The sequence below is a fragment of the Nocardia sp. 2TAF39 genome (genome assembly GCF_052114905.1).
Taxonomy (GTDB): Bacteria; Actinomycetota; Actinomycetes; order Mycobacteriales; family Mycobacteriaceae; genus Nocardia.
In genome coordinates, this window is record NZ_JBFRFQ010000012.1 from 65,349 (window position 1) to 89,343 (window position 23,995).

Annotated in this window: 22 protein-coding genes; 7 read left to right on the forward strand and 15 right to left on the reverse strand. The window is 68.4% G+C overall.

The window, feature by feature from the left end:
• From panC to ftsH, 9 genes are all read right to left on the reverse strand, one after another.
• Window positions 1–978, reverse strand: a complete 978-nt coding sequence (panC, locus tag AB4Z47_RS09825) for a pantoate--beta-alanine ligase (protein WP_441949678.1) — start codon at window positions 976–978, stop codon at window positions 1–3.
• Entirely contained in the window at window positions 978–1,898 is a 921-nt protein-coding gene (locus AB4Z47_RS09830) for a Rossmann-like and DUF2520 domain-containing protein (RefSeq protein ID WP_441949771.1), read from the reverse strand. The genes panC and AB4Z47_RS09830 overlap by 1 nt, the downstream gene beginning before the upstream one ends.
• Window positions 1,899–2,242: 344 nt before the next feature.
• Entirely contained in the window at window positions 2,243–3,208 is a 966-nt protein-coding gene (locus AB4Z47_RS09835; protein WP_441949680.1) for a DUF6779 domain-containing protein, read from the reverse strand.
• 70 nt (window positions 3,209–3,278) lie between these two features.
• Window positions 3,279–3,749: a DUF3180 domain-containing protein gene (locus tag AB4Z47_RS09840; protein ID WP_441949772.1), complete on the reverse strand. Its 471-nt coding sequence runs from the start codon at window positions 3,747–3,749 to the stop codon at window positions 3,279–3,281.
• A gap of 2 nt (window positions 3,750–3,751) precedes the next feature.
• Window positions 3,752–4,288 (reverse strand): 2-amino-4-hydroxy-6-hydroxymethyldihydropteridine diphosphokinase, encoded by a 537-nt coding sequence (gene folK, locus AB4Z47_RS09845; RefSeq protein WP_441949681.1) that lies wholly within the window; start codon window positions 4,286–4,288, stop codon window positions 3,752–3,754.
• A gap of 184 nt (window positions 4,289–4,472) precedes the next feature.
• The gene (gene folB, locus AB4Z47_RS09850; RefSeq protein ID WP_441949682.1) at window positions 4,473–4,910 is read right to left on the reverse strand and encodes a dihydroneopterin aldolase; all 438 of its coding nucleotides are present in this window, start codon (window positions 4,908–4,910) and stop codon (window positions 4,473–4,475) included.
• A complete protein-coding gene (folP, locus tag AB4Z47_RS09855) occupies window positions 4,910–5,764 on the reverse strand; it encodes a dihydropteroate synthase (protein WP_441949774.1) in 855 nt (284 codons plus the stop codon). The genes folB and folP overlap by 1 nt, the downstream gene beginning before the upstream one ends.
• Before the next feature lie 160 nt (window positions 5,765–5,924).
• The gene (folE, locus tag AB4Z47_RS09860) at window positions 5,925–6,536 is read right to left on the reverse strand and encodes a GTP cyclohydrolase I FolE (RefSeq protein ID WP_441949776.1); all 612 of its coding nucleotides are present in this window, start codon (window positions 6,534–6,536) and stop codon (window positions 5,925–5,927) included.
• A 296-nt stretch (window positions 6,537–6,832) separates the two neighbouring features.
• Window positions 6,833–9,232: an ATP-dependent zinc metalloprotease FtsH gene (gene ftsH, locus AB4Z47_RS09865; RefSeq protein ID WP_441949683.1), complete on the reverse strand. Its 2,400-nt coding sequence runs from the start codon at window positions 9,230–9,232 to the stop codon at window positions 6,833–6,835.
• Between the two features lie 487 nt (window positions 9,233–9,719).
• Here ftsH and AB4Z47_RS09870 point away from each other — a divergent pair, with 487 nt between their 5' ends.
• Complete coding sequence (locus AB4Z47_RS09870; protein ID WP_441949684.1) at window positions 9,720–10,610, forward strand: hypothetical protein; 891 nt, start codon at window positions 9,720–9,722, stop codon at window positions 10,608–10,610.
• Here the strand turns inward: AB4Z47_RS09870 and AB4Z47_RS09875 are convergent.
• The gene (locus AB4Z47_RS09875; protein ID WP_441949685.1) at window positions 10,590–11,423 is read right to left on the reverse strand and encodes a DUF1266 domain-containing protein; all 834 of its coding nucleotides are present in this window, start codon (window positions 11,421–11,423) and stop codon (window positions 10,590–10,592) included. The two genes, AB4Z47_RS09870 and AB4Z47_RS09875, sit on opposite strands and share 21 nt — an antisense overlap.
• A gap of 157 nt (window positions 11,424–11,580) precedes the next feature.
• Between AB4Z47_RS09875 and AB4Z47_RS09880 the strand changes: the two genes are divergently transcribed.
• Window positions 11,581–11,847, forward strand: a complete 267-nt coding sequence (locus AB4Z47_RS09880) for a DUF2277 domain-containing protein (RefSeq protein WP_357262587.1) — start codon at window positions 11,581–11,583, stop codon at window positions 11,845–11,847.
• 14 nt (window positions 11,848–11,861) lie between these two features.
• Here AB4Z47_RS09880 and AB4Z47_RS09885 read toward each other — a convergent pair whose 3' ends face one another.
• Window positions 11,862–12,128: a helix-turn-helix domain-containing protein gene (locus AB4Z47_RS09885; RefSeq protein WP_441949687.1), complete on the reverse strand. Its 267-nt coding sequence runs from the start codon at window positions 12,126–12,128 to the stop codon at window positions 11,862–11,864.
• An 8-nt stretch (window positions 12,129–12,136) separates the two neighbouring features.
• Here AB4Z47_RS09885 and AB4Z47_RS09890 point away from each other — a divergent pair, with 8 nt between their 5' ends.
• On the forward strand, window positions 12,137–12,340 hold the full coding sequence (locus AB4Z47_RS09890; RefSeq protein ID WP_441949688.1) for a hypothetical protein: 204 nt from the start codon (window positions 12,137–12,139) through the stop codon (window positions 12,338–12,340).
• A 297-nt stretch (window positions 12,341–12,637) separates the two neighbouring features.
• Entirely contained in the window at window positions 12,638–13,525 is an 888-nt protein-coding gene (locus AB4Z47_RS09895) for a LysR substrate-binding domain-containing protein (RefSeq protein ID WP_441949689.1), read from the forward strand.
• 6 nt (window positions 13,526–13,531) lie between these two features.
• On the opposite strand, the gene AB4Z47_RS09900 is transcribed toward AB4Z47_RS09895, so the two are convergent.
• A complete protein-coding gene (locus AB4Z47_RS09900; RefSeq protein ID WP_441949690.1) occupies window positions 13,532–14,989 on the reverse strand; it encodes an amidase in 1,458 nt (485 codons plus the stop codon).
• Window positions 14,990–15,108: 119 nt separating this feature from the next.
• On the opposite strand from AB4Z47_RS09900, the gene AB4Z47_RS09905 reads away from it, so the two are divergent.
• From AB4Z47_RS09905 to AB4Z47_RS09915, 3 genes are read left to right on the forward strand one after another with little or no spacing between them, the layout of a single operon-like run.
• Window positions 15,109–17,655 carry a serine/threonine-protein kinase gene (locus AB4Z47_RS09905; protein ID WP_441949692.1) on the forward strand — a complete coding sequence of 849 codons (2,547 nt, stop codon included), beginning with the start codon at window positions 15,109–15,111 and terminating at the stop codon, window positions 17,653–17,655.
• Window positions 17,652–20,363, forward strand: a complete 2,712-nt coding sequence (locus tag AB4Z47_RS09910; RefSeq protein WP_441949693.1) for a protein kinase domain-containing protein — start codon at window positions 17,652–17,654, stop codon at window positions 20,361–20,363. The genes AB4Z47_RS09905 and AB4Z47_RS09910 overlap by 4 nt, the downstream gene beginning before the upstream one ends.
• A complete protein-coding gene (locus AB4Z47_RS09915; RefSeq protein WP_441949695.1) occupies window positions 20,360–21,076 on the forward strand; it encodes a cyclase family protein in 717 nt (238 codons plus the stop codon). Before AB4Z47_RS09910 ends, AB4Z47_RS09915 begins: the two co-directional genes overlap by 4 nt.
• Window positions 21,077–21,078: 2 nt before the next feature.
• Here the strand turns inward: AB4Z47_RS09915 and hpt are convergent, their stop codons facing one another.
• From hpt to AB4Z47_RS09930, 3 genes are all read right to left on the reverse strand, one after another.
• Window positions 21,079–21,636 (reverse strand): hypoxanthine phosphoribosyltransferase, encoded by a 558-nt coding sequence (hpt, locus tag AB4Z47_RS09920; protein WP_067842680.1) that lies wholly within the window; start codon window positions 21,634–21,636, stop codon window positions 21,079–21,081.
• A gap of 44 nt (window positions 21,637–21,680) precedes the next feature.
• Window positions 21,681–22,781 carry a tRNA lysidine(34) synthetase TilS gene (tilS, locus tag AB4Z47_RS09925; protein ID WP_441949696.1) on the reverse strand — a complete coding sequence of 367 codons (1,101 nt, stop codon included), beginning with the start codon at window positions 22,779–22,781 and terminating at the stop codon, window positions 21,681–21,683.
• Between the two features lie 104 nt (window positions 22,782–22,885).
• Entirely contained in the window at window positions 22,886–23,995 is a 1,110-nt protein-coding gene (locus tag AB4Z47_RS09930) for a zinc-dependent metalloprotease (protein WP_441949697.1), read from the reverse strand.

Consider the following 23,995-nt stretch of genomic DNA (forward strand, 5'->3'; position numbering starts at 1 on the left):
CTAATTCACGGGTGGGAGCAGGGCGGGATCGGACGCCGCCGGAGCAAACTGAGAAGTGTCCACGGAACGCGAACCTGAGACATTGGGGTGGCCATCGATCGGGGCGCCGAGGGTGACGGCGATGTTGTCGATGAGTCGGGTGGCTCCAACCTTCGCCGCGATCAGCAACCTGGCGTTGCCGGTGGCCGGTGCGGGGCCGAGGGCGGCCGAGCGCAGCACCAGGTAGTCGAGGTCGACGCCGGTAGCGGCATCGAGCACCCGGCGTGCGGCGGCGAGCACCGCGTCCGCACCAAGACCGCCCGCGTGCTTGCCTGCCGACAGCGCCGCAGACAGTGCGAGCGCCGATTCCCGCTGCGCCGCGTCGAGGTAGCGGTTGCGCGAGGACAGGGCGAGGCCGTCCGGCTCGCGCACGGTGACCACCGGAGTGATCTTCACGTCGAAGTTCAGATCGCGGACCATCTGCCGGATCAGCGTGAGCTGCTGATAGTCCTTTTCACCGAAGAACGCCTCGGTCGGACGCGCGATCTGCAGCAGCTTGGCAACCACGGTCAGCATGCCCGCGAAATGGGTCGGGCGGCTCGCGCCCTCCAGTTCGGCGCCGATCGGACCGGGGTGCACCGCGGTGCGCGGCCCGTCCGGGTACATATCGGACACGCTCGGCGCGAACACCAGCTCGACGCCCTCCGCGCGCAGCAACTCGACGTCGGCGTCCAGGGTGCGCGGGTACTTGTCCAAGTCCTCGTTCGCGCCGAACTGTAACGGGTTCACGAAGATCGACACGACGACGACCTGGTTTGTCCGCTTGGCCAGCCGCACGATCTCCAGATGGCCATCGTGCAGTGCACCCATGGTCGGGACCAGCGCGATGGTGCGGCCGACGCCGCGCAGGGCGTTGGACACTGCGGTGAGCACGGCGGGATCGTGGTGCACGGTCAGCTCACCCGGCCGGTAGGCGCCACGCAATTTCGGGTCGAACATCAGCGTCCTTCCAGCAGCTCGATGACGGCGCGGGTGGCGCCGGCCCGTTCCGCGGTGCGCAGCGACAGCGCGCGGTAGCCTGCGGCGATACGCGGGTCGACGGACGCGAGCGCGGCCAGGTGCGCGGCCACGGCGTCGGCGTCGCCTCGGGCTACCGGACCGGTCAGCGCGGCCTGGCCGCGGCGCAACGCATTCTCCAGCGCCGCCGAGGCAAGTGGGGCGAGCAGACGCTCGGCAAGGCCGTTCGGCTGGTCGTCGACGATCTGCTGGCCGAGCAAGCCGGGGCCGTCCAGCGCTACGCGCAGCGCTGCCAGCGCGTCGACAATCACCGTGACCAGGTGATTACTGCCATGCGCGAGCGCGGCGTGGTACAGAGCGCGGTTCTCCTCCGGCACGCGTACCGGCTCGCCGCCCATCTCGATCACGAGCGACTGCGCGATGGCGTAGCCCACCTCGTCGGCGGCAGTGACACCGAAACAGGCGTTGCCCAAACGCGTCATGTCTTCGTCGTGACCGGTGAAGGTCATCGCGGGATGGATCGCCAGTGGAAGCGCGCCGACCTCGGCAAGCGGCGCGAGCACACCGACTCCGTTCGCGCCGGAGGTGTGCGCGACGATGGTGCCCGGTCGAACGACGCCGGTCTCGGCCAAGCCGCGGACCAGACCGGCCAGCTCGGAGTCGGGAACGGCGAGCAACAGCAGCTCGCTGCGGGTGGCCACCTCTTCGATCGGCAAGATCTCCGAGTCGGGTAGCCGGGTCCGCGCGCGCCGCACCGAGGCATCGGAAATCGCGGCAACGCCGAACACCACATGCCCGACGCGCTCTAGTGCCGCTCCCAGTGCCGAACCCACGCGTCCCGCCGAGACGATTCCCACCGTCAGGCGCGCGGGCGCGGGGTCACCGCTTGCGACTGCTTGCAGGTCGCTCGAAACAGCACCGCTTGCGACTGCTTGCAGGTCGCTCGAAACAGCACCGCTTGCGACTGCTTGCAGGTCGCTCGAAACAGCACCGCTTGCGACTGCTTGCAGGTCGCTCGAAACAGCACCGCTTGCGGCGGCTCGCAGGTCGCTCGAAACGCGGTCGCCCGAAGTCGCGTTGTCGGAATTTACGCTTCTCGAGGTCAACGTTGTCCTCTCGATGTCGTTCCAGTCCCGCCATGCGGGTACCGGACGGTACGTCCCGAGAATATCGGCACGCGGTTCGGCGATGCCACGGGGTGGCGCCGTGATTTAGGACGCAGTGGTGTGCACCGACAAGGGGCGCTTCAGTCCCGTTCGCGCTCCTCGGACTGCAGGTTGGCCATGATCTCCGCCACCGAGAGTCGACGCGAGGGTGTGTCGTCGGACTCGGCCCTGCGGCGTCTACGCGCGCTCGATGCGCCGGCCGTGGGCTCCCTGGTCGGCCATGGCTCGGGATCAGGGCGCGGGGCGGGCTCACTGGCACGCGAGGCGGCTCGCTTCGCGGGCTGGGTCGGCGGCTCGTCGGCGGGCTCCTCGGTGAAGGCGTCGGCCCACCCGCGCGGCTCCGCGTACCGGTTGTCATCGACGTCGCCCTCGGTGCTCTCGTCATCGTCGTCCTCGAGGGAGACGATCGCGGTCTCGGCGGTGACCGGCTCGTCGAAGGGGCTGGCGAACAGCGGCGGCTCGGGATGGTCGGGGACGAAGACCGGCGTGACACTGCTATGCGGTTGCTGGTCTGCGAAGACCGACCACATTCCGGCATTCGCGGAGCTATTGTTCGTCGATTCCGCGCTCGAGCTGGTCAGCTCCTGAATTCGGGTCGAGTCGGCGCGCAGCGCCGGGCGATCCATCGGCAGATCGCCGTCGAACAACCGCTGCAGGCTCTGGCGGAGCACGCTGAGCTCCGCGCGCAATGCCGCGAGTTCGGCGGCGTCCGCGCCCACCTCCTCGCGCACCCGCGCCTCCAGGCCGAGCTCGTATTCGCGCCGCGCGGTGACCTCCCGCTCCAGCTGCAATTCGTAGACTGTCTGCAGATCGCGGACCTTGGCCTTATCGATCGTCGCTTCCTTGCGGTATTTCGTCGCGGCCAGCGCGCCGATCGCCGCCGCCCAGAGCGCCGCGACCAGACCTACCCGTACGAACTGCACACTATCGCTGAAAACCAGGAAAACGCTGGCAACCAGACCGAGCAGAATCAAGACGCCGATGAACAATTTTCCCGCCTCTTCCCGCCGTCGACGGGAAGTGCTGCTCCGGGAGGGTGAAACCATGTCAGTCAGGGTAGCTTGAACAGCGAGCCGCGCCCAGAATCCAGTTCAGTGATTCCGTTAGCAAAACTAGCTATGTAGTAGCTGGGTCATCGGTGGGATCCTCAGGAGCCCGGCAGCAGTACTCCAGCCAGAGGGCCGCAGCAACCAAAGCCACCCCCGCCAGCATCCCGACGATCGCACCGGGGCTGTCGGCGGCCGCAGCGCGCAGCCTGCCGCGCTGCGGGAACACCCAGCACAGGAAACCGAGCCAGACGCCTGCGGCGATCGAACCCACCTGCAGCGACGCCTTGGCCAACGCGACGGCGCGGGCCGCGGTGATCGGATGCAGCTGGTGGCGGCCATCCCCGATCTCGTCATCGTTGACCCTGGCCCGGATCACAAACGCGAGCACAGCCTCGATGGCGGCCACCGGATACAGCGAGGCGCCCGCGTAAGTCGAGATCGGCGGGAAACTGTCATAGGCCACCCTGGTGGCGACCCACGCGACGATCGCGGCGATAAGCACGTTCGCCACAAGGTCCAGGACACGGGTCGGCTTCAGTTTCACGACGCCGCACCCGTCAGGGAGAACTCGGTGCGGCGCACGCCGGCACGCTCGGCCGGATCGAGCCGGTTCAGCAGGTCCGCCACCGGGTGCTGCGCGCCATCGACCTCGAGCATCGCGTCCGGCGCTACGTCCAGCCACGGGACGAGCACGAAGGCGCGAAGGTGCGCCTGCGGATGCGGCAGGATCAGATTCGGATCGACGCTGCGGCAGGCGACCCGCTCGCCGTCGCGGAGCTCGGCGCACCAGACCACGTCGACGTCGAGCGTCCGCGCGCCCCAGCGCACATCGCGGACCCGGCCTGCGGCCTGCTCGAGCTCTTGACCGCGGCGCAGCCAGTCCGCACACCTGAATGCCGGGTCATCCACCAGCACAACAGCGTTGAGGAAGTCATCCTGCGCGACGCCGCCCCAAGGCGCGGTCGAATACACCGCGGAGACGGCGAGCACCCGATCCCCGAACCCGTCGAGGACACTGCGCAGATGCGCGAGCCGGTCGCCCAGATTCGAACCGATAGACAACACGGCGCGGCTCACCGGCACGCCCCCACGACACTCGGCCCTGTGGGCGGGCCAGCGGTGTCCGGACTGAGGACCGGAGGGAGCGCAGCGACCAGAGCGACGAGGGAAGACACCGCCACCCAGGGCCCGCACACTGCCCGTGCGAAGCGCGGGGTACCACACACGGTCGTCTGATACGCCGGGCCACGGTTTCGGTCACTCATTCGGCGAGCTCCCCGCGGTGACGCGAGGTGACTACCCGGACGTCGGCGAAGGTATGCGGAATCGGTGCGGACGGCTTGTGCACCACCACCTCGACCGAGCTGATCCGAGGATCGGTCATCACGTCATCGGCGATCTCCGACGCCACGGTCTCGATGAGGTTGCGCGGCGGGCCCTGGATGATCCGTACGGCGCGCTCGGCCAGCGCGCCGTAATCCACAGTGGCCACCAGTTCGTCGGAGGCCGCGGCGACAGCGAAATCCACCCCCACGGTCAGATCGACCAGGAACTCCTGACCGTCGCGGCGCTCGTGGTCGAACACCCCGTGGTGCCCATACGCGCGCAGGCCGCGCAGCTCGATCCGGTCGGCGCCGCGCCGGATCGGCGAATCCAGCGGCGGCGCAGCGTTTTCGGCGTGGACCGGCGATCTGCTCATCAGTGAGCTCCTTGCGCACTCGGTCGGATGGTATCGTGCCCGGAGGATCGGCGCCGGGCGGCGTTCTGCCATGCGGCGGTAACGGCGATAGCGTCCAGTGAGGCGCGCACGTCGTGCACGCGCACTCCCCACGCACCGTGCAGTGCGGCCAGCGCCGAGACGGTCGCGGTGGCTGTTTCGCGTCCATCCGGCGGACGCGGCCCCGCGTCATCGGCGAGCAGCGCGCCGAGGAAGCGCTTACGCGAGGCGCCAACCAGAATCGGCAGCCCGTTCGAGACGAGTTCGGGCAGGGCGCCGAGCAGAGCCCAGTTGTGTTCGGCGTTCTTCGCGAAGCCGAGTCCGGGGTCGAGGATCAGCCGGGCCGGGTCGACACCCGCGGCAACGGCCACGTCCACCTGGGCGGTCAGCTCAGCCAGCACCTCGGCGACAACGTCGTCATAGTGGTCGGCGGGACCCGTGTGCCGGTAGTCGGCGCCCGCCCGCCAGTGCATGAGAATCCACGGGACGTCCGCGGACGCCACCAGCTTCACCATGTCGGGGTCTGCACGGCCACCGGAGACGTCGTTCACCACCGCCACCCCGGCGTCGATCGCAGCCTCCGCCACCGCGGCACGCATGGTGTCCACGCTGGTCGGCACGCCCGCCGCGACGAGTCCGCGGATCACCGGCGTCACCCGCGCGGCCTCGGCGGCCGGATCGACCCGCACCGCACCCGGCCTGGTCGACTCGCCGCCGACATCGATGATGTCCGCGCCCGCCCGGTACAGCTCCACGCCGTGCGCGATGGCCAGTTCCGGATCGAGGTATCTGCCGCCATCGGAGAACGAATCGCTGGTGACGTTCACCACGCCCATCACCACGCAGGAGCGGCCGCCGCGCGCGCCGACGCTCCTGCGTCCGGTCACCTCGGCCGCACTCACGGCGTCTGATCGGGCAGCACGCGGGCCATCGGTGACGGTGCCTTGCCTCGTCGCTCCAGTCGCTGCGCTCCTCAGTCCAGACACCGCCGGCCGCTCACTTCCGCAGGATGAGATCGAGCGCCTCGGCCCGCGAGGCGGCGTTGGACTGAAGCAGCCCGCGCACCGCCGAGGTGGTGGTGCTCGCACCCGGCTTGCGGATGCCACGCATCGCCATGCACAGGTGCTCGGCCTCGACTACGACGATCGCGCCGCGCGGATCCAGTTTGCGCATCAACGCATCGGCGATCTGGCTGGTCAGGCGCTCCTGCACCTGGGGGCGCTTGGCATACAGATCGACCAGCCTGGCCAGCTTGGACAAACCGGTGACGCGGCCGTGCGGACCGGGGATGTAGCCGACATGGGCGACGCCGTGGAACGACACCAGGTGATGTTCACAGGTGGAGTACATCGGAATGTCGCGGACCAGCACCAACTCCTGGTGCCCCTCATCGAAAGTGGTATTGAGCACCGAGTCCGGCTCGACGTAGAGCCCGGCGAACATTTCCCGGTACGCGCGCGCGACGCGAGAGGGCGTCTCGAGCAAACCGGGCCGCTCCGGGTCCTCGCCGACGGCGATCAGCAACTCCCGGATCGCGGCTTCGGCCCGGGCCTGGTCGAACGACCTGCCGGTTTCCAGTGCGACGATCTCCGGCTCGGTCCCGCTGATGTCGGCACCGTTGCGTTCAGCGCCATCCGACTGGGCGAGGGTGTGGCCACCGCCGTGATTGTTGGCCGACAATCGAGGACACCTCCAAAATCTCGGGTGCCGACAATAACTCGACACCCCGATGGTCGAGCCTAATCGTCACTAGCCGCGGCGCGAGCGACGGGCCCGAAGGCAGCGGCCCGCGTAACCACGAAGGGCTCCGGGAGCGCCGCCGATCAGACAGAGCGGCGCGAGCGACGGGCCCGGAGGCGGCGGCCTGCATAACCACGGAGGGACCCGCGAACGCCGCCTCGGTCTCAGTGCCGACCGTTCGGTCCATCCCATTGGCCGTTATCGCCCTCGCCGTGCGAGTTTGCGCGGCCGAGTTGGTCGTAGTCGGGATGGTCGCCATACCCACCATGCTCGTAGCCGTCCTCCGGTCCGCCCTGCGGACCCCACGGTTGATATCCGTGCTGCGGTTGCTGCCCGTCGACCCGGCCGCCGGGCTGACCCTGCTGCTGCGGTTCGTCCCGCGGCGGCCAGCCGGGGGCCGACCAGCCCGCCGGTGCACCGTAGTCCGGCCGCGAACCATGCGTGCCTTGGCGCGGGTAGGCCGGCGCAGGCGCCTGTGGCGCCGGGTATCCAGGGGCGGATGGCGTCGGACGGCCGTATTGCGGCGGCCCGCCGTATCCGCTCTCGTGCGGCGGATAGCCGTTGGTGGGTTGCGGCTCCCGCTGCGCGGCGGCGGTCAACGGCTTCGCGACCGGCTCAGGCGGCCACGACTCACCGCGCTCGGCGGCCAGCTCGCCCGGAGTCTTCACCGGCGGCTTGTCCGAGGGGACACGGTCGCCGAAGTCGTTGAACGCGGTGATCCGCGGGCGCTTCTCCACCGACGCGAGAATCTGCTCCAAATCCTTGCGGTGCAAGGTCTCTCGCTCCAGCAGCGCGGTGGCCAACACGTCGAGCACGTCGCGGTACTCGTTGAGAATGGCCCACGCCTCGGTGTGCGCGGCCTCGATCAGGTTGCGCACCTCCTCGTCGATGGCGCCCGCAACCTCATGCGAGTAGTCCGAGCCCATGCCCATCGAGCGGCCGAGGAACGGATCGCCCTGCTCCTGGCCGTAGCGGACCGCGCCGAGGCGGGCGCTCATGCCGTACTCGGTGACCATCGCACGCGAGATCTTGGTGGCCTGGTCGATGTCGGAGGAGGCGCCGGTGGTCGGCTCGTGGAACACCAGTTCCTCGGCCGCGCGGCCACCCATCGCCATGACCAGGCGGGCGATCATCTCCGAGCGGGTCATCAGGCCCTTGTCATCCTCGGGCACCGTCATGGCGTGGCCGCCGGTGCGGCCGCGGGCCAGGATGGTGACCTTGTAGACGGGCTCGATGTCCGGCATCGCCCAGGCAGCCAGAGTGTGGCCACCCTCGTGGTAGGCGGTGATCTTCTTCTCGTGCTCGCTGATGATCCGGCTCTTGCGGCGCGGTCCACCGATTACGCGGTCCACCGATTCCTCGAGCTGTTCGCCGGTGATCACCGCGCCGTGCTCGCGGGCGGTGAGCAGGGCAGCCTCGTTGATCACGTTGGCCAGGTCGGCGCCGGACATACCGACGGTGCGCTTGGCCAGACCTTCCAGGTCCGCGTCGGGCGAGATCGGCTTGCCCTGAGAGTGCACACGCAGGATGGCGCGGCGGCCCGCCAGGTCGGGATTGCTGACCGGGATCTGCCGGTCGAACCGGCCGGGGCGCAGCAGCGCAGGGTCGAGGATGTCGGGGCGGTTGGTCGCGGCGATCAGGATGATGCCGGTGCGGTCGCCGAAGCCGTCCATCTCGACGAGCAACTGGTTGAGGGTTTGCTCGCGCTCGTCGTGACCGCCACCGAGCCCGGCGCCGCGCTGGCGGCCGACCGCGTCGATCTCGTCGACGAAGATGATGCAAGGACTGTTCTGCTTGGCCTGCTCGAACAGGTCACGCACGCGGGAGGCGCCGACACCGACGAACATCTCCACGAAGTCCGAGCCGGAGATGGTGAAGAACGGCACACCGGCCTCGCCGGCGACGGCGCGAGCCAGCAGGGTTTTGCCGGTACCCGGCGGCCCGTAGAGCAGGACGCCCTTGGGGATCTTGGCGCCGAGGGCCTGGTAGCGGACCGGATTCTGCAGGAAGTCCTTGATTTCGTAGAGCTCTTCGACCGCCTCGTCCGCGCCGGCCACGTCGGCGAACGTGGTCTTGGGCATGTCCTTGGACAGCTGTTTGGCTTTGGACTTGCCGAAGCCCATCATGCCGCCGCGGCCGCCGCCCTGCATGCGAGCCATCACGAAGACGAACAGGCCGAGCAGGATCACCATCGGCAATACGAACAGCAGGATCTGGGTGAACCAGCTCTCCTGCTTGACCACCGTGTTGTAGCTGGCGCCGGAGTTCTTGACGGCGTCGAAGATCTGCGCGGAGGTTTCGCTGCCGCCCGGATATTTCGCGATGATCTTGGCTTGACCGCCGGTGGCGTCGTTGCCGTTCTTCAGCTCGATGCGCAGTTGCTGCTCGCGATCATCGATCTGAACGTTCTGAACATTGCTCTTGTCATTCAGCTGGCTGAGAGCAACCGATGTATCAACGCTCTTCCAGCCGCGCGTGTCGTTGCCGAAATAGCTGAACGCATAGATCACGAGCAAGATGCCCGAGACTATGGCCAGGGTGCGAAACACAGTCTTGCGGTTCATAGAGCGTCGGCCGGGGCGGCCAGTCCTTTCCGGTGTCTCCGGTACTTGCGATGCGTCTGGGCGTCCGGTTCCGCGGGGTTCGGATGCGGACATGCCACGGTACCGCGTACGGTCTAGTCGATACATCGCACAGTTCGGCTGCAGGTGCAGTTAAAGAGGTAAACGGCCGGGGAACGACGGTGGTTCCCGATCTCTCCGGTCCGCTTACTCCAAGTGGCAACAATCATGGCATGTTCGGCCTATCGTGGGCGACGACACAACATCGCGGCGGGAGCGACGGGCACGGAGGCGGTAGCTTGCGTAACCACGAAGGACCCCGGGAGCGCCCCTCATCAGACAGAGCGGCGCGATCGACGGGCACCGAGGCGGCAGCCGACGTAACCACGAAGGGCCCCGGGAGCGCCGCAAATACGACACGAGCGCAGGGGGTATGGACATAGTCGAGCTACGGACACCCACAGCGATAGTGCGTCACGGTCGCGGAAGGTTGATCGTTCTGCGTCCAGGGTCCGAAGGCGAGCGCGTACTCGACGTTCCGGTCTCGGACCTGCTCAAGGTCCGGCTGAACCGGCGGGCGGACGACGCGGTCGTCATCGAGATCTACCTGCGTTACCCGACGCCCGTGCTCACCGGCGTGCCCGCGGACCGTACGCCGCTGCCGGTGCTGATCGCCGAGCACGACGTCCCCGCGGCCGCCGAGATCATCGACCGGATCAACACGCAGATCCTGGCCACCCAGCGCATCGACGTGGCGGCCCCCGATCTGCACCCGCCCACCCCCACCTGGAGCAGGAACGGTCCTACCCGGGCGGACGTGGGCCGGGCGACCCGCAGGATGACGCCGCGCCGCGAGGCCAAGTCGGCGATAGCAGCTCTGCATCGTTACGTGACGCCAGACGAGTATGTACTGGAGACGGCCGTGGCCGTCGCGCACCCGCCAGCGGGCAACGGCCCCGGCCTGCTCGCCGCAACGACGGGACGACTGCTGTTCATCGCGATCGGCGACGACGCGCGCTACGCCCATGAGCTGCCCATCCCGGCGGTCGTGTGGGCACGCACCACCGACGCGCCCCCCCTCGCGCCCGGCGAGGTCGGCGCGGCGCGCGCCGCAGCGGGCATGGACGTGCACGACGGCAATCTGACATTGCACTTCACGGGCACCGATCGCGCCGACACCGAGCGGGTCACCTGCGCGGTGAACTTCGCGGTGCGCCGCGATTCCGCCGACGGCGCCAGCGGTCCCGCGGATCCCGGTGTGGCCCAGTTATATTCGGAGTGGGAGCTGCTCGTCGAGCGGCACTCCCTCGGCATGGTCGACGACACACAATTCCAGCGCTACGGCCGCGGCATCCTGCGCTCACTCCCGGACGGGAACTGAGTTCAGCGCGACCCGCCGCCACGGGCTGGTCGGACGAAGCCACAGCCGCAGCAGCTCCTTGCGGCGGTCGACGCCGCCGTTCTTCAGCTCGGCCAGATCCTCGCAGGCCTGCCAATAGGTCCAGCCGGTCAGGTAGGCGTCGCCGAACTGACGCCAGTTGCGGTACTTGCTCTGCGCCAGCGGCAGCGCGCGCGCCAGATAATCCCAGGCCATGTCGGCCTCGATGTAGCCGGCGGTGTAGGCCATCCTGGCCACCGCGACCACCCTTGCCAGATCCCAGGCATGGATGTCACTGGGCAGCGGCCTGGCCAGATGATCCGTGAAACCGATCTTGATCGCCTGCGACCAGATGTCGTAGTCGCGGACCAGCGCTTCGGGATTGTCCATCCCGCGGAACGCGCCGACCTGCCGTAGGAACGCCCGGTGCCGGTCGGCCCGCTCGCCGAAACGGTCGCGCTCGCTGGCGTTGATCGAGGCCGACACGAGCGGATGGACAAGCGCGTAGAGCGGCGCGTGCATGCCGTCCAGCAACTGCTCCATCGAGGCCTGCGCCTCCGTTCCGTCGGTGATGCCCCATGCGCCGGTGAGCGTGTCGATGGCCAGCTCGCGCCGGTCGCCGAGCGGATGCTCGCGTTCCGGTCCGAGCAGCAGCGCGTCATGGAAGGCGTCCCAGCGGGCCGAGTAGAAGGCGCCGAGTGCCAGCGCCCGCAGCTCGTCATCGGAGACTGCGGCGCCGGACCAATGGTCTTCTTCCCGCTCGTCGAGCTCCGCGTACGGGAATGTCGTCAAGGTGGGTACACCGCGCGAAGGCATGCCCCGATTGTTCCTTATCCGGCTCGGCGAAAACTAGGTATTCACGGATGGCTCCGTGTCGTCCGTCTCCCGCGCAGCGCCGACTGGGCGAACCGAATCTCACATCAGCTAATTCTTTGCGCTGCCGCATGTCGTGCTCTGGAGCTAGTGTTCTCGCATGTGTAGAAACATCACCGTCCTGCGTGGCCTGGAACCTGCCGCAACCGACCAGGAAATCTATGCCGCCGCACTGCAGTACGTGCGCAAGGTCGGTGGCGTGTCCGGCCTGAGCTCGACCACCAAACCGGCCGTCGACAAGGCGGTTGCGGCCATCGCGGCGGCGACCACCACCTTGCTCGCGGAACTGCCCGATCGCAGGGTCGCGCCGACCACCGAACCACCGCTGCGCCGCATCGCCGCGCGCGAACCCGCCGCCGGAGAGTAGCCGAACCGACCGATTCAGGGCAGCGCGTCGGTGCCGTAGACGACGACGCGGGCCAACGCGACCGCGAGCGGCAGACTGCGCTCTTCGATCGGATATCCCAGCACTTCCTCGATCCGCTGAACCCGATAGCGGACCGTGTTCTTGTGCACGCCGAGCAGTTTCGCCGTGGCCTCCGGGCTGCGGTGACTACGCAGATAGGCGTGCAGTGTTTCGCGCAAACGCGCGGTGATCGGGTCCCGGCCCGCCAGCGCACCCAGCTCGCGCCCGATCAGCCCCACCATGGCCGTGTATGCACTTGTCCTCCGCGCTGCCCACGCTGACCAACACCGAGCTCGGTTCCGGCGTCACCGCGCCAGGTCCGCTGCGGGCGACCGAGCCTGCGGAGATCGCCGACGCCGTTGTCAAGCTGATCATCGCGCCGAAGTCCAAGGTCAGGGTGACTGCGCTCGCGGGATTCGCCGCCCAGGTGATTATTGTGACTAAAATCACATAAGATCCTCCTTACATTGCACGCGGGAGCTTCAGTCGATCACCGGCAAACGACGACACGGCCACAACCCGCTATCGAACATCCGGATACATCGCCGTTTCAGCTGGTCAAGCGCTCAACTGCGGACGAGCAGGCAAGGGTCCTGCCGCATGCCGCACATTCGCCAACTTCATGGTGCGGAGCACCACGTCAGCCAATATGCTGTCTCTAACAAACCTGCCGACTGTTTTGGCGCCAATATCCGAACTTTCCGGCCTGATATGGCTGGAAATTCAGGACCGATTCTGATAGCAAGGGGCTATGGACCCGCATTTGCGCGACCTGCGGTATTTCGTCGCCGTCGCTGAGGAACTGCACTTCACCAATGCCGCTCAGCGGCTGCACATCGCTCAACCCACCCTGTCGCGTCAGATCCGTCAGCTGGAACGCCAGCTCGACGTGGTGCTGTTCGACCGTAACCAGCGAAGTGTCGCGCTGACTGTCGCGGGTAAGGAGCTGCTCGAAGGCGCTCGCAAGATCCTGGAGCTGTGGGAGGTCACGAACGTCTCGCTGCAGGAGGCCGGCGAGGTGCTGCGCGTCGGCATCCAGTCCGCGCTCGGCCGCGGCCTGCTCAACGACCTGGAGAGCGCGAGCGGACACCGCCTCGCGCTGCACGCGGCGTCGTGGACCGACCCGTCCAGCGGACTTGCGGGCCGACAGGCCGACTTGGCTCTGGTCTGGCTACCGCTGCCGGACCAGAACCGCTACCGCTGGCAGGTACTACGCACCGAGGCGCGCTGGGTGCTGCTCCCGGAGAACCACCCACTGGCCGGTTCGGAGACCATCGATTTCGCCGACCTGCTCGACGAGCCGTTCATCGCGCTGCCCACCGAAGCCGGTGCGGTGCGCGATTTCTGGCTCGGCAACGACGGGCGGGGCGGCCGTCAGCCGAAGATCGGCGCAGAGGCCGCGACGCCCGAGGACAAGTTGGAGGCGGTGAGCCTCGGCTTGGGCGTCTGCCTGCTTGCCGAGAACAACGTGCCGATGTACCGCTGGCCCGGCCTGACCGCGCGCCCGGTGTCCGGGCTCGCGCCGTGCGAGCTCGCCGTAGCGTGGCGGGCCGACGACAGCCGGCCCACCATCCTCGAATTCGCCGGGCGAGCCGTCGACGGCGGGTTCGCCACACAGCAGCCCACGGTCAGCGTCTGAGGCGGCTCAAGGCGCGATGCGCTGCCAGGGTTTGCTGATCTCCAGCTGCGCGGATAGTCGCAACAGGGTGGATTCGCTGCCTGGCGGACCGGAGAGCTGCGCGGCCACGGGAGTGCCCGCACGTGGTTGCATGCCCATCGGCACGGAGGCGGCAGGCCAGCCGACCAGGTTCCACAGCGGGATGAATGGTGAAAACCGCGCGCAGGCGGGCTGACGGCAGGTGTGCCACGCCCGCACTGTGGGCGGTGGGGCGGCGAGCGCGGGTGTGATCACCACGTCGTAGTGGTCGAAGAATTCCAGCAATCGCGCCTCCACCCGGTCGATCTGGGCCGGACGCACCAGCCGCTGCACAAACCGGCCGAGGGCAACATGGCGGCGAGTACGCCACGACAGGCGACTGTGAACCGGTCCTGCGGCGGCGGACAGCCAGCGCAGAAAGACCGCGAACAAAGCGTTGTCGTAGGGCAACGCGGTCGGCTCGACGATATGGCCCGCAGCCTCGGCAGCCGATCCCGCCCTGCGGGCGGCCGCGATCCAGTGCCGATCGACGTGGAAGAGGCGGGACGGTGAATTCAGGGCCAGTCCGATGCGTAGTCGGCCGGGTGGATCCACCTCGGCAAGGTCCGGTCGCGCCGCCATGACCGATAGTGCGAGCGCCGCGTCACCGACTGTCGTCGCGAGCACACCGTTTTCGACCATGCCCGACCAGGCGTCGGCGCCGATCACGACGGGCACGGTGCAGCGCCCTGGCTTGATCCCGAACACTCCACAGCAGGCCGCGGCCACGCGCACCGAGCCGAGACCGTCGCTGCCGTACGCGACCGGAACCAGCCCTGCCGCGACCGCCGCACCGGATGGGCCGCCCGCGCAGCGCGCGTTGTTCCACGGGTTGCGCGGGCTGTCGGTCGTGCCCCACAGGCCGAGTTCAGGTGCCGTGACGACCACCGCACCCGCGGCACGCAACCGACGCACCACCGGATGGTCGGCCGTGGCCGCCTCGCCTTCGATCGGGATGCCGTGTTCGATCGCGACCGGGACACCGGCCAGTGGCAGTACGTCGAGGTCGACCCGCTGCTCCAGTGCCGCCGCCTCCGCCATCGCCCGCTCCGCGCGAGCGACGCTCACCGTGTTCGCCTTCCGATCCGCGGCAATCCGCGCAGCGGCCTCCGCCACCACCATGGTGGGTAGGAGCGAGCCGTCCCGCACGGCCGCCGCGATCACCGCGGCCGGGCCGCGAGGGGGGTCGGGCTCAGCCTCCCGGGCTCGATCGCTCCGATCGTCGGCAGCGGTCGATGCCTCGTCGGCCACCTCGTCGACGGCCTTCACATTCCGGACTACCGTTGTCGTTACGGCCGTTTTCATCGAAATCGAGCCGTCCGCCACCACTGCGGCCTCGTCGCACATGTGCTGGTCGTCCCCCGTCTCATCGTTGTCGAAATCGGGTGATCCGCTCTTGAGCCGCAAGTTATCATTTCGAATACTGCGCGAGGACGATGGCATCGGGTGTGGCGGATTTTCTCCGGTGCATCCAACGACCGACGAGTGCGGATTCTACGGCGTCCGCCGAGCAACTAGGTCTGGACATGAGTGTCAGCTCTGAGAGAAGTTCCGATACCGACACGGGTTCGAATACCCGTGCTGGTTATAGCGGCCTGCCTGCGGAATCGAGCGCGGTGGAAGCCTTCGCCGAGGCCTGGGAATCCACCCACCGCCCACCGGAGATCGCCGAGTATCTGCCCGACGCGAGCACCCTGCGCAGGGAGGCGTTGTTCGAGCTGATCCGCGTCGACCTGCGGCATCGCTGGCTGCGCCGTCCAGCGGCAGGCGCGAACCCGTCGCCGGAACTGGTGCCGCGCAAACGCCTCGCCGATTACTGCGCCGAATTTCCAGATCTCGTCTCCGACAGTATCCCGGCCGGTCTGGTGTACGAGGAGTTCGTGATCCGCCGGCACAGCGGGGAACGGGTGGATCCGCGCGAATGCCTGCGCGAATATCCACATCAGGCTGCGCAACTTCGCGCCTTGTTGAACGCCGACGACGTGGACCAGAGCACCCGCCGCGCCGTGCAGGAGGATTCCACGCGAACCGCTTTCGCACCCACCCGATCCGCCGGCGTCGACACCGAATTGAACCAAACCTCCGAGTTCGCTCGTAGTTCCGATGTGACCAGCACGACCGCCGCCGATCTCATGGAGACAGCCACCGCCGTCCCCACCGCGATCAGAACCGGGCCGGGCCATTACGACGGGCTCGACCGGATCGAAATCGGCCAGCGGATCGATGATTTCGATCTGCTGACCGGTTTGGGCAGCGGCGCGTTCGCGCGGGTCTTCCTTGCGCGGCAGCGCTCGCTGCAGCGGCTGGTCGCGGTGAAGATCTCCGCCGACCGCGGCACCGAGCCACAGACCTTGGCCCAGCTCGACCACGACTACATCGTGCGGGTCTTCGACCAGCGGGTGCTCGGCGACGCCACGGTCGCCACGCGCAGGCTGCGGCTGCTCTATATGCAGTTCCTGCCCGGTGGCACGCTGCTGGGCGTGCTGCGCTGGGTGCGCGCCATACCGCCCGCCGAACGCAGTGGGCAGCTGCTGCTGGACGCCGTCGACGCGGCTATGGAGGAGAAAGGCGAGATCCGGCCGACCGACTCCAGCGTGCGCGCCGAAATCGCCGCGCTCAGCTGGCCGGAGACGGTCGCCTGGCTGGGGCGCCGACTGGCCGAGGCACTCGACTACGCCTCCTCGCACGGCGTGCTGCACCGCGACGTCAAACCCGCCAACGTCCTGCTCACCGCCGAGGCGGTGCCGAAACTGGCCGACTTCAACATCAGCTTCAGCCGCAACGTGGAGGGCACCAGCCCGGTCGCCTACTTCGGCGGCTCGCTGGCCTACATGTCGCCGGAACAGCTGGAGGCCTGCCATCCCAGCTTCCACCGCGGCGCCGCCGACCTGGACACCCGCGCCGACATCTACTCGCTCGGCGTGGTGCTGTGGGAGTTGCTCACCGGGGCCAAGCCATTCGACGACAGCACCGCGGGCGCGGGCCAGCACGGCGATGACACCACCTTGGCGGCCATGCTGGAGCGCCGTAGCACCGGCGTGGATGCCGCCGCATTGGAACGGGTTCCGCCGGACTGCCCGGCCGCGCTGCGCCGGGTACTGCTGACCTGCCTCGAGCCGGAGCGGACCATGCGCTGGTCCAGCGGCGCGATCCTGGCCAGGCAGCTGGAGTTGTGCCAGGACGAGCGCGCACGTGAGCTGGTCGACCCGGCGCCGACGAGCTGGCGGCGACGGCTTCGGCCGTATTTCGTGCTGGTGGCGCTGTTGTCGGTGGGACTTCCGAATGTGCTTGCCTCGCTGTACAACATCGCGCACAACCAGCAGCTGATCATCAGCCGGATGGCCGAGGAAGCCCAGCACACCTTCCTCATCATCACCAGCGTCGTGAACACGATCTTCTTTCCGGCCGGCATCGCCCTGGTGCTGTACATGTCCAGGTACGTGGTGACGGTGCCGCGAGGGTTGCGCAAGAGAAGACGGTACGATCCGGACACCCTGCGGCGAGCCAGACGGGACGCACTGTTGATGGGCGATCGTGCTGTCGCCGTGGCGTTCTCGCTGTGGGTGCTGGCGGGCATCATCTTCCCGATCGCGCTGAAGCTGTCCACCGGCGACATATCGGCACAGGCCGTGGTGCACTTCCTGGCCTCGCTGGTGGTGTGCGGTGCGATCGCGGTCGCGTATCCGTTCTTCCTACTGACCTTCTACATGGTGCGGTGCATCTATCCGCTGTTCCTCCGGCATGGTGACATCAGTCCCGAGGACGCGGTGTGGCTGCGTGGCCTGGACCGGCGCTGCAACGGATACCTTGCCGTCGCCGCGTCCGTGCCGCTGCTCGCGGTGGCCGGAGTGACCTTCCTGCCCGCCGCCGACATTCCGGCGGTGATCTTCCCGGTACGGTTGCTGTGCGTGGGCGGCATAATCGCGTTCGTTGGCTCGTATCTGCTGTTCCGTGCACTGGAGGCGGATCTGCGCGCGTTGGAGCGGGTGGTCGACCCCCGATCCGCCGACGCGGACGCTTCCACCGGCCGGCCCGCCCGCGCCGGAGCAGACGAGGCGGAGCACGGCACGTGACCACGTGGCGCACCGACGCCGTCGCACGGTTCGCCGCCGACTGGCAGCGCAGCCTCCGTGGCGATCGCATGCCGCCGCGGATTCCGGACTATGTGCCCGACGGCACGCAGGTGCGCCTCACCCTGCTCACCGATTTGCTGCGGATCGATCTGCGTCGGCGCTGGGAGCAGAAAGGGCTGGGTAAGAGAATCGCCGAGTACCGCAAGGAATTTCCGGAGGTGGAGCACAGTCCCGAGCTCGTGGACCTGGTCTGCGAGGAATTCGTGGCCCGCCGCAGGCACGCGCCGCTGGCCCTGGCGAACTTCGTCGCCGAGTATCCGGAGCTGGCCGAGGAGATCCGCGAACGCCTCGCCGACTTCGCCGACGAGCCTGCCGACATTGCGACCGCGGAGTCGAGCGAAGCCGTCGCGGCGCTGGCCGACCTAGCGCCTGGACGGCGGATCGATGATTTCGACCTGCTCACGGATCTGGGCGCCGGCCTGCTCGGCCGTGTGTTCCTCGCCAGGCAACGTTCCATGCAACGGCTTGTCGCCGTCCGGTTTTCGGCGGGAAAGGCAGGCGCGCCGCATACGATGGCACAGCTGGACCACGCACACATCGTCCGAGTCTTCGACCAGCGGGTGCTCGGCGCGGACACCGCACACACACTGATCGTTCCGAGCTCGCCCCGCGGCGCTCGCACTGTCGCCGCCCCGAGAACACGCGCTATCGACGCCGACCCGACCATCGCCGAGACTCGAGACGACCTCGACGCCACGGTCGCCGATACACAAGACGTCGACGCCGCCGTCGCAGAGTCGCGGGACCTCGACACCACTCCTACCGATGACGCGACCGTCGCCGAACAGCCCCGTGCTGCCGACGCGACCGTCATCGGCGAACCAAGTCCACACCGCGACAGCGCGACAGTCCACGACCACGACCGCGACGCTTCTGCGCGGTCCGCCGAATCCCGCGGCGGCACCACTGCCGCCCACGGCACCCTCGTGGACCGATCGACAGACGACGACGCGACGCTCGCCAGCCCACCGGGCCGCCTCGACGCCGGCTTCTCAGAATCGGCGCGGCGCGACTCGGCATCGCCGCGCTCGGCTACCGATTCGGCTACTCCCGCAGCCGATGACACCTCGGGCGCCGCACTCCCCCGCCTGGTCTACATGCAGTACCTGCCCGGCGGCACCGCCCTTGGCGTACTCGATCAGCGCCGTCGCAGCCCGGTGGCCGATGGCGGGGCGCTGCTGTTACGCGCTATCGACGCCGCCATGGAGTCCAAGGGGGAGATCCGGCCGTCGGATTCGAGCGTTCGCGCCGAGATCGCGGAGCTGAGCTGGCCAGAGACCGTGGCATGGGTGGGCAGGCGGCTCGCGGACGCGCTGGACTACGCCGAGCACCACGGCGTGCTGCACCATGACATCAAGCCCGCGAACGTCCTGTTCACCGCCGAGGGTATACCGAAGCTCGCGGATTTCGCCATCGGCGAGGCCGATCCGCGTATGGCCGCGCCGAATCACGCTGCGATCGATACAGGTTCGCTGCCTTACCGCTCCCCTGAGCAGTTGGCCCGATACCTCGATCCCGGGGCACCTGCGCCCGGCAACCGCAGCGACATCTTCTCCCTCGGCGTGCTGCTGTGGGAGATGCTCACCGGCTCCAACCCGTTCGACGACCCGCCGCCCGCCGAGCGCGGCCCCTCCGCCGAGACATTCGCGGGCATGCTCGCGGTGCGCCGCGGCGGCGTCTCGGCAGTGGCGCTATCACGTCTGCCTGAGGACACACCGGCCGCGCTGCGTCGTGTTCTGCTCGAATGCCTGCACGTCGACCCGAAACGCCGGTGGCGTAACGGCGCCGAACTCGCCGGTCAACTCGATCTCTGTCTCGATGCCCGCGCACGTGACCTGGTCGACCCCCCGCCGAGCAGCCTCGCATACCGGTCCCGCGGCTTGCTCCTCCCGTTGGCCGCACTGTGTATCGGCGTGCCCAACGTGCTGGCGAGCCTCTACAACATCCAGCTCAACCAAACCCTGATCATCGACCGGATGTCGGCCGCCGACCAGGACAAGTTCGCCACTGTCGTGTTGGTCAACAACATGATCGCCTTTCCGGTGGCCGCGCTGCTGCTGCTGTTCCTCACTCGGGGCCCCCTCACCATCGGCTTCCGTCTGAACCGAGGCCAAGAGTTCTCCGCGCGAACGCTCGCGAAGGCACGCCGCGACACCCTGCTGATGGGCGACTGGGCGGTCTGGGTGCCGTTCGGGTTCTGGCTTCTGGCAGGCATACTTTGGCCACTGGGTCTGGCGTTTTCCGGTGTCGACCTGCCGCAGGGGACATTTCTGCATTTCTTCGCCGCACAAGTGGTCTGCGCGGCCATCGCGCTGGCCTACCCGTTCTTCCCGATCACGGCCTACTCGGTGCGTTCGATATATCCACAGCTATTGGTGCGCGGCGGGGTCGGCCCCGACGACGAACGCCAGCTGCGCGCCCTCGCCAGGCGCGGAAACTTCTATCTCGGTGTCGCGGTGTCGGTTCCGCTGCTCGGTGTGGCGAGCGCGACCTTCGTGGACGCCTCCGACCAAGGATTGGTGATCGTTCCGGTGCGCCTGCTCAGCGTCGGTGGCATCCTGGCATTCGTGCTCACCTACCGGTTGTTCCGCGCACTCGAGGCCGATCTGCTCGCCCTGGCCAGGGCGATTCCGCAGCGGAAGCGATGACTTCGCCGCGCCCACTCGGGCGGATGGTGAACCTCTCGCACGTGCATGATCCGGCCACCACGCCGCTGTACCCGGATGATCCGGAATTCCGCACCGACCTCGTGGCCACGATCGCGAACGACGGCTATTACCTGCGCTACATCCAGCAGGGCGAGCACACCGGAACCCATTGGGGCGCACCGATCCACTTCCGCGCCGACGGGCTCGCCGCGGACCAACTGGAATTGGACGACCTGCTGCTACCCGCGGTGAAGATCGATGTCCGCGGGCAGTGCGTGAGCGATCGCGACTACGCGATCACGGTCGCCGACCTGCGGCAGTGGGAGGAACAACACGGCCGGATTCCGGACGGAGCCGCGGTCATCGCCTGGACCGGCTGGGACGCCAAGTGGGGCACTCCGGAGTTTCTCGGTACCGGCGAATCCGCGGAGCATCAGCCGGGTTTCGCGGTGGACACGGTGGAATGGCTGCTGCGCACCGGCAGGCTCGGACGCCGCGGTGCACTCGGCATCGACACATTCGGACCCGACGTGGGCACCGACCACGACTACGCGGTGTCGAAGCTGCTGTACGGCGAACACCGGATCAGCCTGGAGTGCCTGGCCAACCTTGCCGCGCTGCCCGTGACGGGCGCGTGGATCCTCGCCGGCGGGCCGCTCTATCGCGGCGGTTCCGGTTCTCCCGCAACGATTTTCGGCATACTGCCCGGATAGGGTCAGGCGCCGCCGTACACCTTCGGGTCGAGGGTGCCGATGTAGGGCAGGTCGCGGTAGCGCTCCGCGTAGTCGAGGCCGTAGCCGACAACGAATTCGTTCGGGATGTCGAAGCCGACATGCGCGACTTCCACGGGGGTGCGCAGCGCATCCGGCTTGCGCAGCAAAGTGACCACTTCGAGCGAAGCCGGGTTGCGGGTCGACAGGTTGCGCTTGAGCCAGGACAGTGTGAGCCCGGAGTCGATGATGTCCTCGACGATCAGCACATTGCGGCCCGCGATGTCCTTGTCCAGGTCCTTCATGATGCGCACGACGCCGGACGACGAGGTGGACGACCCGTAGGACGAGACAGCCATGAACTCCATCTGGGTCGGGATCGGCAGTGCCTTGGCCAGATCGGTCATGAAGAAGATCGCGCCTTTGAGTACACCGACCAGCAGTAGGTCTCCCTCCGGCGCATCGGCGGGATAGCGCTTGGCGATGAGCTCGGCCAGCTCTTGGGTCTTTGCGGCGATCTGTTCCTCGGTGATCAGCACCGACGCGATGTCGTCCCCGTACACGTCAGCTGGATTCCCTTCCGTGGTGGTGCGCCCGATGGGCCGGCTCAGCATGTGTCATCGGTCCGATGACCGTCATCACCCAGCCGCAATGTCAGCCTGCCATGTTCGCGCCCGGCGACCAACCTGCTCCCCGATGTTCCTCCGCCGACCGCGACGCCGCCTTGGCCGCGCCAAGCGGTCACCAACTCGTCGACGGCTTGTAAGTGCTTGTTGGTCAGCGCTTTCGCACCGGCCGACAACAACCATGCCCGAATTGCCCGTTTCCGTAGGGCTGCGGGGGCAGTGGCGAGGGTCTCGGTCGAGAGCGTCCGCCCATCACTCGCCGAGTGCAGCAGTTCAGCAGCGAGCCCGTCCAATACCGCTGCGTCCTCGCGCAACTGCTCGGCCGTGCGGGCCAGCGCCGGGGCCACCCCGCCGCCGAGGATCCCCTCCAGCAGCGGTAACACCTCGGTGCGCAGCCGAACCCTGGTGAACTCCGGCGCCGCGTTGTGCGGGTCCTCATGTGGCGCCAGACCGAGTTCGGCGCACAGTTGCCCGGTCGCTGCCCTGCGCACGCCGAGCAACGGCCTTCCCCACGGCTCGGTGAACGGAGCCATACCGTGAATCGAGCGGCCACCCGACCCACGGGCCAGCCCGAGCAGGACCGTTTCGGCCTGGTCGTCGAGCGTGTGCCCGAGCAGCACCGGCAGCCCCTCCCGCGCCGCGTCCAACGCGGCGTAACGCGCCCGGCGTGCCGCTGCCTCCACGCCTCCGTCGCTGCCGACCTCGACCGCGAGCACCCGCGCCGACCGGCAGCCGAGTGCGAGCGCCCGTGCCGCGGCTTCGGCGGCAACCGCTGCGGAACCGGGCTGCAATCGATGATCGACCACCAGCGCGTTGACCGCTCCGGCCTCGACCACGGCGGCAGCTGTGAGAGCAAGCGAGTCCGCGCCGCCGGACAGCGCGACCGCGACCGCGGGCGGGTCGGCAGCGCGCGACCCGAACTGGGCCAGCCAGTCTCGTACCGCCCTGCGCACAGTGAGCACTGCCGCAGTCTCCGGCAGACGCCGAACGTCCTCGGTACCGCGCGCCGGCCACTGCGCGGAAGCCGATGAACCGGCCGCCGATCCGGCGCGCCCGGGTGTCGTTCCTGGCGCACTGCCCATGGGCCGCAGCCTACCGACCGGCGGCGCATCGAGTTCCCGCACCGAACGATTCCGTCGTGCGACACGCTCGCGCCGACACCACGCCCTCGGCTACACCGGCTTGTTCACCCCAGGACCCGGCTGATCCAGCGCTGCGGATCCTCGATCTCGTCGGTGCGGGGCAGGGTTTCCGCGTCCGTCCACACGGTGTTGAACCGGGCCATGCCGACGCTGCCGACCACCTCGTCCACGAACGCTTTGCCGCGCACGTACTGCGCGACCTTCGCGTCCACGCCGAGTAGGGCGCGCAGAATGCGTTGCAGCGGGTTGGTTGGGCGCCTGCGTCGCTGGTCGAAGGCGGTGCGGATCTGCTCGACCGACGGCACCACCGCGGGGCCGACCGCGTCCATCACGTGATCGGCGTGCCCCTCCAGCAGGGTGCCGAGCATGAGCAGGCGGTCCAGTGCCTCGCGCTGCGGCGGCGCCTGTGTCGCGCGCAGCAGACCGACCACGCCACGCGCGGCCGGATCATCGACGGCGGTGCCGCGGCGGCGGTCGCGCACCTCGTCGACCAGCCGGGAGAGCATCTCGGCCAGCGGCTCGTCACCGACCTCACCGAGCACCTCGACATTGCCACGCATGTACTCGGCGAGCCAGGGCGCCGAGGAGAACTGCACCCGATGGGTCACCTCGTGCAGGCAGACCCAGAGTCGAAAATCGCTCGGCGACACGCCGAGCGCGCGCTCCACCGCCACGATATTCGGCGCGACCAGCAGGAGCGTGCCATCCGGACCGGTGAACGGGTCGTACTGGCCGAGGATCGCGGTGGACAGGAAGGCGAGCATCGCACCCGCCTGCACGCCCGCGGGTTTGCCCGCGAGCAGCTTGCGTTCGGCGACGGCCGTTCCGGTGCCGGTGAGCTGGGCCATGGAGTCGGCGGCGGCCTCGATCCAGCCGGGCCGGTCGACGATCCTGGCGCCGGGCACCGGCCGGTCGTCCAGGAGCCCGCTCACCTCCCGGACCGGTCCTTCGGCGCGTTCGGAGGCGACGGCCAATTCGGCGACGACCTGTTCGGCCGAGTAGCGCGAAGTGCGCGGACCCGAGGGCACCAGGGCCGATCCGGTCTTGGCAGCCAGGCGCCAGTCAACCAACCCGGACAGCCCCGAGCGACTCTTCCGCCGCTCGACCGCAGCCACGGGCCCGGATTCGGCTGTGTCGGAACCTTCTTGGGTCAT